The organism is Sphingomonas sp. AC449 (assembly GCF_979253475.1).
Genome location: NZ_CEEDCZ010000007.1, coordinates 21,776 through 37,083, shown reverse-complemented (window position 1 = coordinate 37,083; position 15,308 = coordinate 21,776). Strand labels below are relative to the sequence as shown.

15 protein-coding genes are annotated in these 15,308 nt (G+C 67.4%); 10 read left to right on the top strand and 5 right to left on the bottom strand.

Annotated features, from left to right (window positions below):
* Positions 1–24 precede the first annotated feature (24 nt).
* Positions 25–840, top strand: a complete 816-nt coding sequence (locus tag AC0CH3_RS12505) for an IclR family transcriptional regulator (protein WP_354299572.1) — start codon at positions 25–27, stop codon at positions 838–840.
* A gap of 102 nt (positions 841–942) precedes the next feature.
* On the opposite strand, the gene AC0CH3_RS12500 is transcribed toward AC0CH3_RS12505, so the two are convergent.
* Positions 943–1,182, bottom strand: a complete 240-nt coding sequence (locus tag AC0CH3_RS12500; protein ID WP_354299570.1) for a hypothetical protein — start codon at positions 1,180–1,182, stop codon at positions 943–945.
* 294 nt (positions 1,183–1,476) lie between these two features.
* On the opposite strand from AC0CH3_RS12500, the gene AC0CH3_RS12495 reads away from it, so the two are divergent.
* Positions 1,477–2,451, top strand: a complete 975-nt coding sequence (locus AC0CH3_RS12495) for a glutathione S-transferase family protein (protein WP_465237958.1) — start codon at positions 1,477–1,479, stop codon at positions 2,449–2,451.
* An 84-nt stretch (positions 2,452–2,535) separates the two neighbouring features.
* On the opposite strand, the gene AC0CH3_RS12490 is transcribed toward AC0CH3_RS12495, so the two are convergent.
* Positions 2,536–3,330, bottom strand: coding sequence for a formate/nitrite transporter family protein (locus tag AC0CH3_RS12490; protein ID WP_465237957.1), 795 nt, complete (start codon positions 3,328–3,330; stop codon positions 2,536–2,538).
* Between the two features lie 228 nt (positions 3,331–3,558).
* On the opposite strand from AC0CH3_RS12490, the gene AC0CH3_RS12485 reads away from it, so the two are divergent.
* Entirely contained in the window at positions 3,559–4,239 is a 681-nt protein-coding gene (locus AC0CH3_RS12485; RefSeq protein WP_354299564.1) for a cytochrome c oxidase assembly protein, read from the top strand.
* Positions 4,236–4,727, top strand: coding sequence for a CopD family protein (locus AC0CH3_RS12480; protein WP_354299562.1), 492 nt, complete (start codon positions 4,236–4,238; stop codon positions 4,725–4,727). The genes AC0CH3_RS12485 and AC0CH3_RS12480 overlap by 4 nt, the downstream gene beginning before the upstream one ends.
* Here the strand turns inward: AC0CH3_RS12480 and AC0CH3_RS12475 are convergent.
* On the bottom strand, positions 4,697–5,221 hold the full coding sequence (locus tag AC0CH3_RS12475; RefSeq protein ID WP_354299561.1) for a DUF2231 domain-containing protein: 525 nt from the start codon (positions 5,219–5,221) through the stop codon (positions 4,697–4,699). The two genes, AC0CH3_RS12480 and AC0CH3_RS12475, sit on opposite strands and share 31 nt — an antisense overlap.
* A gap of 78 nt (positions 5,222–5,299) precedes the next feature.
* Here AC0CH3_RS12475 and AC0CH3_RS12470 point away from each other — a divergent pair, with 78 nt between their 5' ends.
* From AC0CH3_RS12470 to AC0CH3_RS12445, 6 genes are all read left to right on the top strand, one after another.
* The gene (locus AC0CH3_RS12470) at positions 5,300–5,902 is read left to right on the top strand and encodes a cytochrome c oxidase subunit II (RefSeq protein ID WP_354299559.1); all 603 of its coding nucleotides are present in this window, start codon (positions 5,300–5,302) and stop codon (positions 5,900–5,902) included.
* The gene (gene ctaD / locus AC0CH3_RS12465; protein ID WP_465237956.1) at positions 5,899–8,385 is read left to right on the top strand and encodes a cytochrome c oxidase subunit I; all 2,487 of its coding nucleotides are present in this window, start codon (positions 5,899–5,901) and stop codon (positions 8,383–8,385) included. The genes AC0CH3_RS12470 and ctaD overlap by 4 nt, the downstream gene beginning before the upstream one ends.
* Positions 8,364–8,678, top strand: coding sequence for a hypothetical protein (locus AC0CH3_RS12460; protein WP_465237955.1), 315 nt, complete (start codon positions 8,364–8,366; stop codon positions 8,676–8,678). Before ctaD ends, AC0CH3_RS12460 begins: the two co-directional genes overlap by 22 nt.
* A 120-nt stretch (positions 8,679–8,798) precedes the next feature.
* A complete protein-coding gene (locus AC0CH3_RS12455; RefSeq protein ID WP_465237983.1) occupies positions 8,799–9,137 on the top strand; it encodes an HNH endonuclease in 339 nt (112 codons plus the stop codon).
* A 173-nt stretch (positions 9,138–9,310) separates the two neighbouring features.
* Positions 9,311–10,486 carry an energy transducer TonB gene (locus AC0CH3_RS12450; protein WP_354299556.1) on the top strand — a complete coding sequence of 392 codons (1,176 nt, stop codon included), beginning with the start codon at positions 9,311–9,313 and terminating at the stop codon, positions 10,484–10,486.
* 365 nt (positions 10,487–10,851) lie between these two features.
* A complete protein-coding gene (locus AC0CH3_RS12445; RefSeq protein WP_465237954.1) occupies positions 10,852–12,105 on the top strand; it encodes a DUF2254 domain-containing protein in 1,254 nt (417 codons plus the stop codon).
* Here the strand turns inward: AC0CH3_RS12445 and AC0CH3_RS12440 are convergent.
* Both AC0CH3_RS12440 and AC0CH3_RS12435 read right to left on the bottom strand, forming a co-directional pair.
* On the bottom strand, positions 12,085–13,569 hold the full coding sequence (locus AC0CH3_RS12440) for a DUF389 domain-containing protein (RefSeq protein ID WP_465237953.1): 1,485 nt from the start codon (positions 13,567–13,569) through the stop codon (positions 12,085–12,087). The genes AC0CH3_RS12445 and AC0CH3_RS12440 overlap by 21 nt on opposite strands.
* A gap of 14 nt (positions 13,570–13,583) precedes the next feature.
* Positions 13,584–14,918, bottom strand: coding sequence for a chloride channel protein (locus AC0CH3_RS12435; protein WP_354299553.1), 1,335 nt, complete (start codon positions 14,916–14,918; stop codon positions 13,584–13,586).
* Between the last annotated feature and the right edge of the window lie 390 nt (positions 14,919–15,308).

Here is a 15,308-nt window from a genome sequence, read left to right as displayed (position 1 = left end):
CTCCTACGACATCGATGGAACACCATGCCTAAACAAGACGGCGCGACGGCGCAGCGCAAGGGCACCTATAATGCGCCCGCGCTCGACAAGGCCTTCCTCATCATCGAGCTGCTCGCGGACAATCCGCAAGGGCTGCTGGCAAGCGAGATGGCGAGCGCGCTCGGCCGATCGCTCGGGGAGTTGTTCCGCATCGTCGTGGTGATGGAAGACGCGGGCTATCTTCAGAAATCGTCGGCCACCGATCGCTATACGGTGACGTACAAATTCCTCGACGTCGCCTATCGCGCGACACCCGCGCGCAAGCTCGTCGTCACCGCGCAGCCCGAAATGCAGGTGCTGGCCGCGGCGATCGGCCAATCCTGTCATCTCGTCGTGGTGCAGGCCGGCGAGGGCATGGTGATCGCGCGCGAGGAAAATCCGGGCGTCCGCGGCTTTGCGCTGCGGGTCGGCGCCTCGATCGACCTCGTGCGCAGCTGTTCGGGGCATGTGCTGCTCGCATTTTCGCCCGAGGAAGCGACCGAGCGGATGTTCAGCCGCGCCGCTGCGCTTCGCAAGGAACCGATCGGCCAGTCGGTTCTGGCCGCGCGTCTGCAACAGGTCCGCGACCAGGGGTTCGGCCTGCGCGAAAGCCCGGTCACGCGCGGGGTAACGGACATCAGCTGCCCGATCTTCGGCTTCGACGGCGAACTGCTCGCGGCGCTGACGGTGCCGTTCCTCGAACTGATCGACGGATCGCAGCTCGTCTCGATCGACGATGCCTGCGCCGAACTCCGCCAGACCGCGCAGAGGATATCGACGGCATTGGGCTGGCAGCCCCAACGCGTTGCCGACGCGGTGTGATACCGCAGCTCTGCCTGTGGCATAGAGCTGCGCGCCTGGTCCGCGGCTTATGAACGTTCGGAAGCAGGCTGACGCTGATCGATACCAGATGGGCGGCATCTATTAAGCCGCGCGATTGAAGGCGGCCCCTCCTTCCAGGCTCGATCCAGCCCGAGGGCCCGACAGCGAGATGGGCTGTTGCAGCGTCTCCCGCGGAGCGACTAACAGCACGGACGCGATCTTCGCCGCTGCGTCGCGTGCCGCCACCTTCAGCACGTCGTCGCCGAATTGAGTCACATATTTGAGGCCAAGCACCACCGCCTCGGTTTCCGCAGTGCTCAACATGAGCGGCGGGCGAAACATCCCTTCCCGCAGGACATATCCGACGCCCGTCTCGGCAGAAATCGGGGCACCTTGCGCGGTAAGCTCGGCAAGGTCGCAATCAAGGGTCCGTTCGGCTACCTCTATCTACGGGTAGCGCAGGCGCACATCGGCGACGCGACGCGGCAGGCCGCTCGACCAACTGGGCGCGATTGAAAAGGTCGACAGACGGTCGGTCGCCAATCGCTCGCATGGGACGAAAAGGGTCGCTGGTCGTTCCCGAAGGACAAATTACGGCGGACCGTGTGTGAGGTCCGGCTTCGATGGAGCGATGACATGGGTAGAATGATCGACGGTGCGTGGCACGCGGGCAAGGTGACCGAAGACAGCAAGGGCGGCGCGTTCGAGCGGCAGGACACGGGCTTTCGCGACTGGCTGACCCCGGTGGGCAGCGCCGGCCCAGACGGGGAGCCCGGCCGTCCGGCGACGCCCGGCCGGTATCACCTCTATGTCAGCTACGCCTGCCCCTGGGCGCACCGGACGCTGATCGTGCGCGCGTTGCACGGACTGGACGACGCGATCGGTGTCTCGGTGGTCGATCCTGTCATGCTGGAGAATGGCTGGACCTTCGGCACGAGCCGCGGCGGCAGTGGCGATCCGCTGCACGACGCCGAGTTCCTGTGGCAATTGTACGCCCGCGCCAGACCGGATTATACCGGCAAGGTCACCGTACCCGTCCTGTGGGATCGCGAGACCGACACGATCGTGTCGAACGAATCGGCGGAGATCATCCGGATGCTCGCCGTGTTCGGCGCGTCAGGCCCCGACCTCTATCCCCAGGCGCAGCGCGAGCAGATCGACCGTGTCAACGACCGCGTTTACGACACGGTGAACAACGGTGTGTACAAGGCCGGGTTCGCGACCACGCAGGACGCGTACGAGGCCGCGGTGCACCCGCTGTTCGAATCGCTCGACTGGCTGGAGGAGACGCTGTCGGGCAGCGACTGGCTGGTCGGCGACGCGATGACGGAGGCCGATATCCGCCTCTTCACCACGCTGGTCCGGTTCGATGCGGTCTATCACTTCCATTTCAAGTGCAACGTGCGCCGCATCTCGGACTATCCGGCGCTGGAGGCTTACCTCGAACGGATGCTCGCCGATCCGCGCATCGCGGGGACGGTCCATCTCGATCACATCAAGACGCATTATTTCGCCAGCCACCGTGACCTCAACCCTTGCGGCATCGTCCCCGTCGGCCCTGCCCTCCCCTGGGCTCACCTTACCGCGGGAGGCGATCAGCACCTCACCTGAGCAGCCGCTCCGGCACCGACAAGCCGGTCCGCCTCGGCGACCGGCTTGTCGGTGCGGATGCTCGCGCCAGCGCTGATCGGTGGATCATTCTTCTCGAACGAATTTGCCGTGTCCGTACGCGAGAACCAGCGAAATGCTCGCACCGCCGATCACGTTTCCGGCGGTGCTAACTGCCAGATTGCGGAGACCGGCACCCCACGGAACGGCGGAATTCGGGTCAGCGGCCCAGCCGATCGGCAGCAGGGACATATTGGCGACCGAATGCTCGAAGCCCGCCGCGACGAAGACAGCGACGGGACCGACGATCACGGCGACCTTGCCCGACAGCGTTCTGGCGAACATCGCCATCCACACGGCGAGGCAGACCAGCATGTTCGCCAGGATACCCGACGTCAGCGTCGCGAGCACGGATTTGTCCAGCTTCGACTCCATCGTCGCGGCTGCTGCGTCGCCGATCGTCCCGTCGAGGCCGTCGAGCCCGCCGGCCGCGACGAACAGGCCGGCGACCGCAACGCTACCGACGAGATTGCCGACCCAGACCAGCGACCAGGCCCCTGCCACGCGCGCTGCCGTCACACCGCCGATCGCGGCCGGCAGGACCATCATCGTGTTGCCGGTGAACAATTCGGTGCCGGTGACCATCACCAGGATCAGCCCGACCGAAAACGCCGCGCCAGACAGCAACTGCGTCGGGCCCGAGACCGCGCCGCCACCCGCCTGCACGATCAGATAGGCGATCGCGCCGAATGCGATGAAGCCGCCCGCGGCGATCGAAAGGGCCGCCATGCGGGCCCAGCAATGGTGCGCCTTGGCGGCCAGGGCCTCCGCAGCCTGCTCGGCGATAACGGCACCTGCCGGGTCTTTCGTCGTGTCGGTCATCCGGGCTCTTTCCTCGTGTTAGCGGTCCTTTTCGTCGCCGGGACGTCTGACGGCGATAAGGGCAAACCCATTACGACTGGCGAAAGGTTCCAAAGCTGCGGTAATGCCCAGCCGATGCGGCCATGTGGTGCGGTGGGCGTTTAGGACTGACAGGCAAGACGAATAAGGGGAACGATCATCGGTTGGTGGCGCAGCTATTGCGGACCCGCTCCGGGCGTGGACGACTGGATGTCACGGTGGAATGGCGACCCGGTGCTGCTGCTCGCGCTGGCAGTATCGGCACTGGCCATGACGCAATTGGCGGGTGCGCGGCGCAGTGCAGGGCTTGCCGGTGTCGGGGTGCTGTTCGTCGCGTTCGTGTCGCCGCTCTGTGCGCTGACGACGGCGTTGTTTGCGGCACGCGCGGTGCATCATCTGCTTATCGTGACGGTCGCAGCGCCGTTGCTTGCGGTCGCGCTGCCGCCGCGGCGCGCGATCGGCATGGCCATCACCACCGCCATCGCCCTCCCGCTGTCGACCGCGATCCTGTGGGCGTGGCACGCGCCGGCGCTGTACGATGCGGCGCTCGGCCATGTCGGGATCTACTGGATCATGCAGGCGACGCTGCTGGCGGGCGGGTGGCTGTTCTGGACCGCGGTTCTGCGCGGGCGGCCGGCGGAGGCGACTGCCGGGATCATCGGCGGGGCGGTGCAGATGGGGTTTCTCGGCGCGCTGCTGACCTTTGCGGGCCGGCCGCTCTATGCGTCGCATCTGTCGACCACGGTCGCGTTCGGCATGGGGCCGCTCGCCGACCAGCAGCTGGCGGGGCTCGTGATGTGGGTGCCAGGGATGGCGCCCTATGCCGCCGCCGCATCATGGATCGCGACGCGGCGCTGGCGGGCGATGTCGCTTGACGGCGCGGCGGCATGATCATCACATTGGTCAAGGCGCTGCATATCGCCGCGCTGATCCTGTGGTGCGCGGGGCTGATCGCGCTACCGCTCGTGCTTGCCAAGCATGACGAGGGCGAAGCGCAGGCCGATTATGCGCGGCTGCGACGGATCACGCATTACGGTTATACCCGGATCGTGACGCCCGCCGCGGTGGTCGCGATCGCAGCAGGTACCGCGCTGATCTTCCTGCGCGGCGCGTTCGTGCCGTGGATGTTCGCCAAGCTGGTCGCCGTCGGCCTGCTGGTCGCGCTGCACGCGCTGATCGGGCATACGGTCGTGCAGATGAGCGAGCGCCGCGGCGACTATGTACCGCCATCGGCAGCGCCATTGCTGGCCGCGACGATGGCGATCATGATCGCCGTGCTGCTACTGGTGCTGGGCAAGCCGCAGATGCCGGACCTGACCCCGCGCTGGCTCGACACGCCGCAGCACCATCAATTGCCTTTCGGGGCGACACCGACGTGATATTCGAACACCAGCTTTCCGCCATGCCATCCGGTAAACCCGGTAAAGGCGGCCGCGAACGCCGACAGCAGGATGCCGTAGGGCAGCACCGCCGCCTCATAGCCGCCGAGCCGATAGCCCCAGTTCGCACCGAGCACGGAGAGCAGCATCACCGCGATCACGAAATGCGTCCAGCTCGACGCGCGCGCGCGGATGCCGGGCACCATCAGCAGTTCGACCGTGCCGGCGATCCCGGCGAGCACGCCCAGCAGGAAACCCGCGCCCGAGGCCCACAGCGCCGCGCGCGCCCAGAACAGGTCGCCCGTCCACCAGTAGAACAGGTCCGCGCCGAGCGTACTGGCGGCCAGTGCGACCGGAAAGGCGACGAGCATCGCGTGGATCGGATGCCCGGCAACCGCGATCTTCGATTCCGTCCGGTGGAAGGCCGGATCGTTTTCGATCGGATCGGTCAGCGTCTCGTCGATCGGCGTCGTCGTCGTCGTCGTCTCAGTCATCGTATCGCACTCCCGAAGCGACTCTTGCATATAGGGGGAACGGCGATCCCGACAGCGGGTTGCACCGGGCCCTTGTCGGTGATCGACCCCGCGGGTCCGCACGCCGCCGCCGTCGCGCGGCTCTGGTGGGTGATGCTCGGCGGATCGGCGCTGCTTGCGGCGCTGGTATTCGCGCTGCTGGCGGTGGCGATGCGACGCCGCGGGACGCGCGACGCCGACGCGCCGGACACGCGCGTGTGGATCGTCTGGCTGGGGCTGATCATGCCCTCCACCGTCCTGGCGGTGCTGCTCGGCTATGCGCTGATCCTCGGCGGGCGGATCCTGCCGACGCCCGCGCCCGACAGCGTGACGATCGGCGTCGAGGCGCGGCGCTATGCCTGGGCGTTCCGGCATCCGGGCCTCGGTGGCACACGCACCGTCCTGCACATGCCCGCGGGCCGCCCGGTCGACCTGCGCATCACGTCGACCGATGTGATCCACAGCGTCTGGGTACCGCGACTGGCGGGCAAGATGGACGCCATCCCCGGCCACACCAACACGCTGCGTCTCGTCGCCAGCCGCCCCGGCACCTATCGCGGCGAATGCGCGGAATATTGCGGGCCGGGGCACAAGGATCACGGGTTCACGGTCGTCGTGCACGACGCGCGCGGCTGGGCCGCCTTTACCGGAGCGGCGCGATGAAGGCCCTGAAACTCCACCACGACCTGACCACGATCTGGCGTACCGAGCCGGGCTGGCGCGGGGTGCTGCGCTCGGTCAACCATTCGGACATGGGCAAGCGGTTCATCGTCGGCGCGTTCGCGTTCTTCGCGATCGGCGGCGTACTGGCGATGCTGATCCGCGCGCAACTCGCGACGCCCGACAGCGCGTTTGTCGGGCCCGAGGTCTATAACCAGCTGTTCACGATGCACGGCAGCATCATGATGTTCCTGTTCGCGATCCCGATGTTCGAGGGGCTCGCGCTGTACCTGCTGCCCAAGATGCTGGGCGCGCGCGACATGGCGTACCCGCGGCTCTCGGCGCTCGGCTGGTGGTGTTATCTGTTCGGCGGCAGCATCCTGATCGTCGCGATGCTGGCGGGCGTCGCGCCCGATGCGGGGTGGTTCCTCTATCCGCCGCTGTCGGGCAAGCAATGGACGCCGGGGATCAATTCCGATGTCTGGCTGCTCGGCATCACCTTCGTCGAGATCTCGGCGATGTGCGCGGCGATCGAGATCGCGGTGTCGATCCTGCGGTTGCGTGCGCCCGGCATGCGGCTCGACCGGATGCCGCTGTTCGCCTGGTATCTGCTCGCGACCGCGGCGATGATGCTGTTCGGTTTCCCGCCGCTGATCCTCGGATCGATTCTGCTCGAGATCGAGCGCGCGTTCGGATGGCCCTTCTATACGCCCGCGCTCGGCGGGTCGCCGCTGTTGTGGCAGCACCTGTTCTGGCTGTTCGGCCACCCCGAGGTCTATATCATCTTCCTGCCCGCGGCAGGCGCGGTGTCGACGATCCTGCCGGTGATGGCGCGCACGCGCATCCTTGCCTATGGCGCGCTCGTCGCTGCGGTGATGGCGCTGGCGTTCCTCAGCTTCGGGCTGTGGGTGCACCACATGTTCACGACGGGCATCCCGCACATGGCGCTTGGGTTCTTTTCCGCTGCCTCCACACTGGTCGCCATCCCGACTGCGGTACAGGTGTTCGCGTGGATCGGTACCCTGTGGTCGGGACGCCCGCGGATGAAGCTGCCGATGCTGTATCTGATCGGTTTCTTCATCGTGTTCGTGCTCGGCGGTCTCACCGGCGTCATGCTCGCTGTGGTCCCGTTCGACCAGCAGGCGCACGACACTGCGTTCGTCACCGCGCATCTCCATTACGTGCTGGTCGGCGGATTCGTGTTCCCGATGCTGGCCGCGGCCTATTACTGGCTGCCGCATTTCACCGGGCGCGAGCGCGTGATGCAGCTGGGCGAGACCGCGTTCTGGCTGATCTTCATCGGCTTCAACATGACCTTCTTCCTGATGCACCTGACCGGGCTGCTCGGGATGCCGCGCCGGATCGACACCTATTCCGGCGCGATGGGCTGGACCTGGCTCAACCTGCTGTCGTCGGTCGGCAGCTTCGTGATGGCGTTCGGCTTCGCGCTGTTCACGATCGACGTCGGGCTGCAGATCTGGCTGGGGCGCCGCCACCGGCGCAATCCGTGGCAGGCCGGTACGCTGGAATGGGCGATGCCGATCCCGGCGCCCGCCTATAACTTCGCGAGCCTGCCGCAGGTGGCGGGGCGCGATCCGCTGCACGACCAGCCCGACCTCGGCGTGGCGCTGGCGCGCGGCGAGGGGTGGCTCGGCGCGGCGCGGCATGGCTGGCGCGAGACGATGGCGGTCGACATGGTCACCGGCGAGCCCGATCATATCGTGATCCTGCCGGGCAACAGCTGGCTGCCGATCGCCACCGCGGGCGTGCTGGCGGGCTTCTTCCTCACGATGCTCGCGGGGCTGTACTGGATCGCGCCGCTGTTCCTCGTCGGCGTCGGCGTGTTGGGCTGGCGCTGGGCGTGGACCAACGGGACGCGCGTAGACCACGGGGCGTTGCCCGCCGGGCCGGGCGTGGCCCTGCCGCTGTCGACCGAAGCGCCGGGGACGACCGGCTGGTGGGGCAGCGTGTTCGCGCTCGCCGCCAGCGCGACGCTCTTTGCCTCGCTGCTGTTCGGCTATTCGTTTCTGTGGACCGTCGCGCCCGACTGGCCGCCGCCGCAACTGATCGCGCGCACCGTGCTGGAACCGGCGCTCGCGCTGCTCGGGGCGGTGCTCGCCTTCGCCGCGGTGCGCCGCGCGGGTCCTGACGGACGCACAGCGCTCGCGGTCGCAGCGGGGGGGCAGATCGCACTCGTCGTAGCGCTCGTCCTCCTCGTCGTGCTGCGGCTGCCCTCGCCCGCCAGCCATGCCTATGCCGCGACCGGCGCGGTGGTGGCGTCCTATGCGATCTTCCACGCCGCGCTCGCCGCAACGATGCTCGGCTTTGCGCGCGCGCGCATTGGCAGCGGCCATATCGGCGGCGCGCGGCTCGGCGAATTGCGCATCATGCGGTTGTGGAGCGACCATGCGGCCGGCGCGGGCGTCGTCGCCACGCTGGTGCTCGCCTTGCCTGGGTGGGTCGCATGGTCGCCCTGGTCCGGATGAGCGCGGGACTGATCGTCTGGGCAGTCGCGTTCTGCCTGCTCTATGCGCTTCACGGTCTGGGCTGCGCGCGCGGCTGGGCGACGATCGGGCTGGGCGCGACAAGTGCGCATCAGGCGGCGCTGATCGCCGCGTGGCTGCTGTGCATCGGAACAGGGATCGGCGTCGCGCTGTGGCGATGGCCGGCGCGGAGCGGGACGCTGGTCGAGCGGACCGGCTGGCGCCTCGCACTGGTCGGCGTGGCCGCGACGGCGATAACCGGCCTGCCGATCGTCACGTTGCCCGCATGTCTCTAGATGTCAGCGGCGGCAGCCGAGCGACGGCACCAGACGTGCGACCCCGCCCCTCGCCAGCTGCAGGTCGCCCCTGAGCCAGTGCGCACTCGCATATGACCATCGAGCCCTCATATGGTGAGCATGGGCGGTCGCGTTAAACGGATAGCTGGGCTCGCGGAGGCTGCCGCGAGAGCCGAAACAGAGCCCAAAGACGAGGGCTGCGCATTATGTGGGCGGCTGCTCGGGCAACGCGTGGAGCGACATCACGTCGTTCCCAAGAGCGAGGGCGGCACGCAGACCGTGCCGGTTCATCCAATCTGCCACCGTACCATCCACGCCTTTGTGGCCAACCGCGATCTGGCATCGTCCTATGCCACGATGGATCGCTTGCGCGAACGCGACGACATACGGCAATATCTCCGATGGATCGCTGGCAAGCCCCCGGATTTCCGCGCACCTACCCGGCGACGTAACGCGTAACGGCGCCGCCGAAGCTGAAGGCGATGTTCGATGAGGACGCGGCCGGCGTGTGGCGGTGAAACCCGTATTCCCGGGTCAGCGATCGACCGCGAGTTGCCGCTCGCGCGACCCTATGGCAGTGTCGCTGCTGCGTGCGACCTGTCCCGACAGGCGTCTGGCACAGGAGGATTTGGATGAGCGTCATGCGTTGGTCGTGGATTCCGCTGGCGATCGCCGGATCGGTTGTTGCCGGGGCGCAAGGGATCAGGCCGCCGGTTCAATCATCACCACCACCGGTAATCCAGACGCACGACCATGCCGGGCCAAACAGCGCAGCGCCGGGCGCGCCGCAATCCACCATGACGATCTGGCGCGCGGGAGCGGCGACGTGCGGTGGGCAACCGGTCGTCGTGACACAGGCGCCGAACCCGTTACCGGCGCTGGGGTGGAGCGGGGTGACGGAGGCGCCGTTGCGCGCCATGTTCCGTATCGATGCGACCGGCCGGCCGCTGGCCATCGAGCGCGAGCAGCGGCGCTTCGGTCAAGCCACGGCTGACCTGCTGCCCGCACTGGCGGCCGCGCGCTTTGCGGCGGGTGCGGCGCGGACCGACTGCTCGATCACCTTCACGCCCGATCAATTACCGCTCGATCAGGTGCCGGCGGACATTGCGATGGCTTACACCGTGTTCCCGACCGGGGCCCGCGCTCCGGAGGCGCTGTGGCGGCGCATCCGTCCCGCCGACACGACGTGCTTCGACCCGACACCGGCACTGCTCAACCGCGCTTTTCCCGATTTCACGGCGATCGCAGGACAGCCAGGCCGACCGCTGTGGACCATGATAGGCTACGACATCGACGCCGACGGCAAGCCGGTGCGCGTCCGTACGCTGAATGGTTCGCGATCGGCTGCACTGGATGCCGCCTCGCGCCGTGCGGTGGAACAGTCCCGGTTCGTGAAGGGCGCGCGGCGAGGCTGCGTCTACCCCTATTGGAAAATCGCCGACCCAATGCCTGCGCCCGAGTCACCGGCCCGCGAGACCATGCCGGCGCAACCCGAGGCGTGCAACGCGCTCGGCGAGTGGACGCGCGCGCCGCGGCTCACCTACCCGAACGACTATCGCCGTCGCGGGATCGAGGGCTGGGCAATCGTCTCCTACGACGTCGCGCCGTGGGGCGCGCTCGGGAACGTGAAGGTGCTTATGGCCGAGCCGACGAGCGATTTCGGCGACGCCGCCAGGAGCATGTTTACAGGGCTCAGCCGCAAGCCGTCCGAAACCGGTGCAAGCGGGTGCATGGAGCGGGTGCGGTACGTCATGGGTGCGCCAGGCACGTCTCCGCCAGCCGACGAGGGACCGTTGCCGCTATACTAGCGGACGCCGGCTGGTTCGAATGATGGGACGAAAGCGGGCGCGGGTTGGGGCACGCATCGGCCTTCCTACCAGAGGAGATGCTCGGTGATCACGCCCGCTCTGACAGGAAAACCCAGGGCCGCTCCCACGCACAGGATGGCTCCATACACCGCGATGGCGCGCGTTCGACTGCGACGATCCGTTTTCTAGCTCAATCCCGCCCCCTTATCTTTCGTTTCCAACAAGGTTGACCGATCATACCCAGCACAACATCCGGACGAAACCGCCCGGCAAGGCGCATTAAGCGCGGGTAGCACGCGTCGTTTTCGCGAAGTCAAGGGTTTCAAGCGTGGCGATCGCGCGAACACTGATCAGGGGAACATGATATGAAACGATGGACGTGGATCCTCCATCGCATCGTCCGGCAAATCTGGTTCCGCGCAGGCGTCATCAGCCTGCTCAGCGTGGCGCTGGCGATCCTCGCCGGCATCGTCACGCCGTACCTCCCCTACACGTTCGACGTGGATATCGGCCAGCGCTCGGTCGGCACCATTCTCCAGATCATGGCATCGAGCATGCTGGCGGTGACGACGTTTTCGTTGACGGCGATGGTCAGCGCCTATTCGTCCGCGACGCAGCTCGCCACACCACGCGCGACGCAGTTGATGGTCAGCGATCCGACGTCGCAGAACGCCTTGTCGACGTTCCTCGGCGCGTTCGTCTTCTCGATGGTCGGCATCGTCGGGCTGAACACGAGTGCCTATGGCCATGACGGCCGCATCATCCTGTTCGCCGCCACCGTCGGCATCATCATGCTGGTGGTCGGCACGCTGTTGCGCTGGATCGGCCATATCACCGCGTTCGGGCGCATGGCCGACGTGATCGATCGCGTCGAGGAGGCCGCGACGCGTGCGATGACGGACTTCGCGGCCGCGCCGCATTTGGGCGGACGTGCAGCGATCGTCGTACCGCCACAGGCCGTGGCGGTCGCGGGGTCGCAGACCGGTTATGTCACGCACATCGACGTCGCGGCGCTGCGGGTCATCGCGGAGCGGGACGGACTCCGCATTCACGTCGGCGTCCTTCCCGGGACGATGGTGCACCCCAAGCGTGATCTCGTTCAGGTCGAGGGCGCGCTCGACGACACGACACGCGCGGCGCTGATCAAGAGCTTCACCATCGAACGGCACCGCAGCTTCGACCAGGATCCGCGCCTCGGCCTGATCGCGCTGTCCGAGATCGCCAGTCGCGCGCTGGCGCCCGCGACCAATGATCCCGGGACCGGGATCGAGGTGCTGAACGCGCTTTTGAGGGTGTTCCTGTCGCTCGGCTCGCAACAGACGAACGCAGGCGACGACGACAACGAGCAGCACGGGGTGTACCTTGGCCGACCCTCGATCGACGATATGCTGACCGACGCCTTCGGACCCGTGCTTCGCGAAGGCGGCAAGGAGGTCGAGGTGTCCCTTCGGCTCACCAACACACTGGCGGCGATGCACGCGAACCTGCCTGGGATGCGCAGGCCGATCGAAGGCTGGGCTGCACGCCACGCGCAGCGTGTGGGTGAGACGATGGAGGACCCCGCCGACCTCGCCGTATTCGAACAGGCCTACAGGCAGCTATGGCCTGCGCTCGCCTGATTCAGGCGCAGGTGGGACCGTATCCGCCGACCATCGCAGGCGCAGGGGACCGCCCGCACCGCCGGGAGCCGCGCTGCCCCCTCGCCCGGTGATACCCTGTGCGATTGCCGTGCGCTGCCGCAGCGTTCCGCCCAGCACGTCGAGCGTCCGACTTAGTCGGGCCGAGACCCAGGCTGCGTCGCCAAGCGCCTGATCGTCGATGACGCCCGACCGGATCGCCACGTCCGGCAAGGCGACCTCGTTCGGCGGCCCGAGAATGACATCCCAGTCGGCAACCGCCGCGCCCGCGCGACGTTCCAGGTCGCGATAGCCGGCGATCCCAAGACCAATGAGCGGCGCGGCCGTTACGCGGATCGTTCGGCCCGCCGAATCCAGCTGCACCGATGAGACGGGAACACCTGCGATCAGCGCAACGTCCGCGATCGCACGATCACGCTCGCGCGCCGCGCGCAGCGTATCGCCGTTGCCCGCCCGCGCGATCTGTGCTGCCTCGACCGCGCCGGTCTCGGGCGAGATGCGGACCTGGTCGACATGGACATCGACCGGCCGCGACAATCGCTGGCGAAGGTCCGCCGCGAGCTTGCGATCCGCCCCCGGTTCGATCCGCGGCGTCAGCATGACCGCGCGAACGCGGACCGGGTTCGCGCCATGGTCGATCTCGACCTGGCTCAGTCGCGCGCCGGGTGGAAAATCCTCGCCCAGCGCATCGCGCACCTGCCGCTGGGCGACCGCCTCGAACGCGATCCGACGCAGCCCCGCGCCGAGCGGGATCGACAGCACCCCGATCGCGACCGCGAACAGCACGAGCTGCCAGCCGGTGTGGTGCGGCGACAGATGGCTGCCGAACCCGTAACAGCGCGCGACGAGCGCCGCGGTCAGCGCGATGGTGATGGCATTGGTAAGGAACAGCAGCAACGCGCCCGAGAACACCACCCAGTTCCACGTCGCGATTCCGAACCCGACTACTACCAGCGGTGGCATCAGCGCGATGGCGATCGCCACGCCGACCACCGTACCCCCACGCCCCCGGATCAGCGCGTAGCCGCCCGCGATCGCCGACAGCAACGCGACGAGCAGGTCGAACAGCGTCGGCTGCGTCCTCCCGGCGATCTCGCTCGTGATCGTCTGGACCGGGGAGAGCAGGATCAGCACGACCGACAGCGCCACCGCGATGACCGCCCCCAGAATCAAAGCGGTCGCCGCACGGCGTATCTCGTGGAAGTCGAGCGTCGCGATGCCGAAGCCCAGGCCGATGATCGGCATCATCAACGGTGACAGCAGCATAGCGCCGATCAGCACCGCGACCGAGGGCATCAGCAGGCCGAGCAACGAGATCGCGGCCGAAATGACGATCAGGAAGGCGTAGCGCCCCGACCATCCCGCTTCCTCGGCAATCTGTCGCAGGACGCCGTCATGGTCGACGCCTTGCATGGCCTTGGCCATCCACGCCCGGGGAAGCGTCACGAATTGTGCAGGGTTCAGGTGGATCGGGTCGTCTCCGTCATGGCGAAGGTCTTCGATAGACCATGGTACAGCTTCTCGCGGCATACCCACTGGCTGGCCGCATCGGCGATGAACGCGGTCGCAAACATCGGCAGCATCAGGCCGCGGCTCGCGGTCGTCTCCGACAGGATGATCACCGCGGTGAGCGGCGCGCGGACGACCCCTGCGAAATAGGCGACCATGCCCAGGATCACGATCGCGCTAGCCGGCTCGCCGGGGAAGACCTCGCGCAGCAGATTGCCGACGCCCGCGCCGACGGCGAGCGACGGCGCGAAGATCCCGCCCGGCAGGCCCGCGATCGCGGTCGCGGCGGTGGCGACCAGCTTGGCCGGCCCGAACCAGAGCGGCGCATCGACGCCGACGATCATCGCGCGCGCCGGGGCATAGCCGGTGCCCCAGGTCAGCCCGGTCACGACGCCGAGCACCGCGACGACGCCCCCGCAGATCCCCGCGAACGCGACAGGATGCGCGCGCGTCCATTCCGTCACACGGTTGCGGCTGACCGCCATCGCCAGCAGAATGCGCGAGAACAGCCCACCGGTCATGCCACCCGCGATGCCGGCGACCGGCGCGACGATCAGCGCGGACAGCAGCGGCATATGCGCCCCGATCGCGCCGAAATAGATATAGTCGCCCTGCACCGACTGCGCGACCATCCCTGCGATCACGATCGCCGCGAGGACGAGCAGCGTCACCCTCTGCTCATAGGCGGACGCGAGCTCCTCAATCGCGAACAGCAGCCCGGCAAGCGGCGTATTGAACGCCGCCGCGACGCCCGCCGCACCGCCAGCGATAAGGACGCCGCCCCGCAACGGCACGCGGACAAGACGGTGCGTGAACCCCATGACGGCCGCTGCCAGCTGGACCGTCGGGCCTTCCCGCCCGACCGATGCGCCACCAAGCACCGCGCCGATCGTCAGCACCGCCTTGGCCGCGACCGTCCGGATCGAAATCAGCGTGCCCGTGGCGTCGTTCGGACTGGCCTGCGCCGCGATCACCTGGGGAATTCCGGATCCGCGCGCGAATGGCGTATAGCGACGCGTCAGCCAGACCAGCCCCATGAACGTCAGCGGCGTCGTGACCAGCGGCATCCAGTGCCAGGTCCTTGCAAAGTCGCTGAAAACCTCGCCCGCCCAATCGGCCGCCTCGGCAAACAGCGTCGCGACGATCCCGATCAGGATCGCCCCCGCAAGGATCGCACCCCGCGTCCGAAACTGCGTCGATCGCGGCCCGCGCGCACGTAGCAGCGCCCTGTACCGCGACGGCGTCCAGCGTTTGGAGGGTAACACACGATTAAAAAGGCCGGCCATCGCGCTCTTTTAGGTCGCAGAGCCAGTTAGGCCACCCCCGGCAACACCCGCGTTCGGCGCTCAGCCTCATAACCAGACATGCGCCCGCCCTGCCCTGCCCCCAACTTTGGCCAATCATTCAGCTGGTCAGGTACCGCATTCAAGACGCTCATCGGCTGCCGGGGAGGCCTTCATTGAGGAGAAAGCAGGCCTTACTTCTCCAAAGCGGACACAAGATCCGTGAGAGCCTCTACGTTCGCTCTTTGATGCGAAAGCACCCCCGCAGTAATGTCCTCCGTATTTCCATCCGGCATGACAAGCTGAGCCTTCACGCCGCCGTTACTGAAGAGATCGACCTGTCGCAGAGCCTCGTCGCGCTGGTCATTCGCCCATTTGATCAAGTCATCTCGT

Bases quoted from the DNA above. Each gene is read 5' to 3' on its own strand.
- AC0CH3_RS12490 (WP_465237957.1), bottom strand. From the start codon at position 3,330: ATGACCGACACGACGAAAGACCCGGCAGGTGCCGTTATCGCCGAGCAG.
- AC0CH3_RS12495 (WP_465237958.1), top strand. From the start codon at position 1,477: ATGGGTAGAATGATCGACGGTGCGTGGCACGCGGGCAAGGTGACCGAA.
- AC0CH3_RS12445 (WP_465237954.1), top strand. From the start codon at position 10,852: ATGAAACGATGGACGTGGATCCTCCATCGCATCGTCCGGCAAATCTGG.
- AC0CH3_RS12480 (WP_354299562.1), top strand. From the start codon at position 4,236: ATGATCATCACATTGGTCAAGGCGCTGCATATCGCCGCGCTGATCCTG.
- AC0CH3_RS12460 (WP_465237955.1), top strand. From the start codon at position 8,364: ATGGTCGCCCTGGTCCGGATGAGCGCGGGACTGATCGTCTGGGCAGTC.
- AC0CH3_RS12435 (WP_354299553.1), bottom strand. From the start codon at position 14,918: ATGGCCGGCCTTTTTAATCGTGTGTTACCCTCCAAACGCTGGACGCCG.
- AC0CH3_RS12505 (WP_354299572.1), top strand. From the start codon at position 25: ATGCCTAAACAAGACGGCGCGACGGCGCAGCGCAAGGGCACCTATAAT.
- ctaD (WP_465237956.1), top strand. From the start codon at position 5,899: ATGAAGGCCCTGAAACTCCACCACGACCTGACCACGATCTGGCGTACC.
- AC0CH3_RS12485 (WP_354299564.1), top strand. From the start codon at position 3,559: ATGTCACGGTGGAATGGCGACCCGGTGCTGCTGCTCGCGCTGGCAGTA.
- AC0CH3_RS12450 (WP_354299556.1), top strand. From the start codon at position 9,311: ATGAGCGTCATGCGTTGGTCGTGGATTCCGCTGGCGATCGCCGGATCG.
- AC0CH3_RS12475 (WP_354299561.1), bottom strand. From the start codon at position 5,221: ATGACTGAGACGACGACGACGACGACGCCGATCGACGAGACGCTGACC.
- AC0CH3_RS12500 (WP_354299570.1), bottom strand. From the start codon at position 1,182: ATGTTTCGCCCGCCGCTCATGTTGAGCACTGCGGAAACCGAGGCGGTG.
- AC0CH3_RS12455 (WP_465237983.1), top strand. From the start codon at position 8,799: ATGGGCGGTCGCGTTAAACGGATAGCTGGGCTCGCGGAGGCTGCCGCG.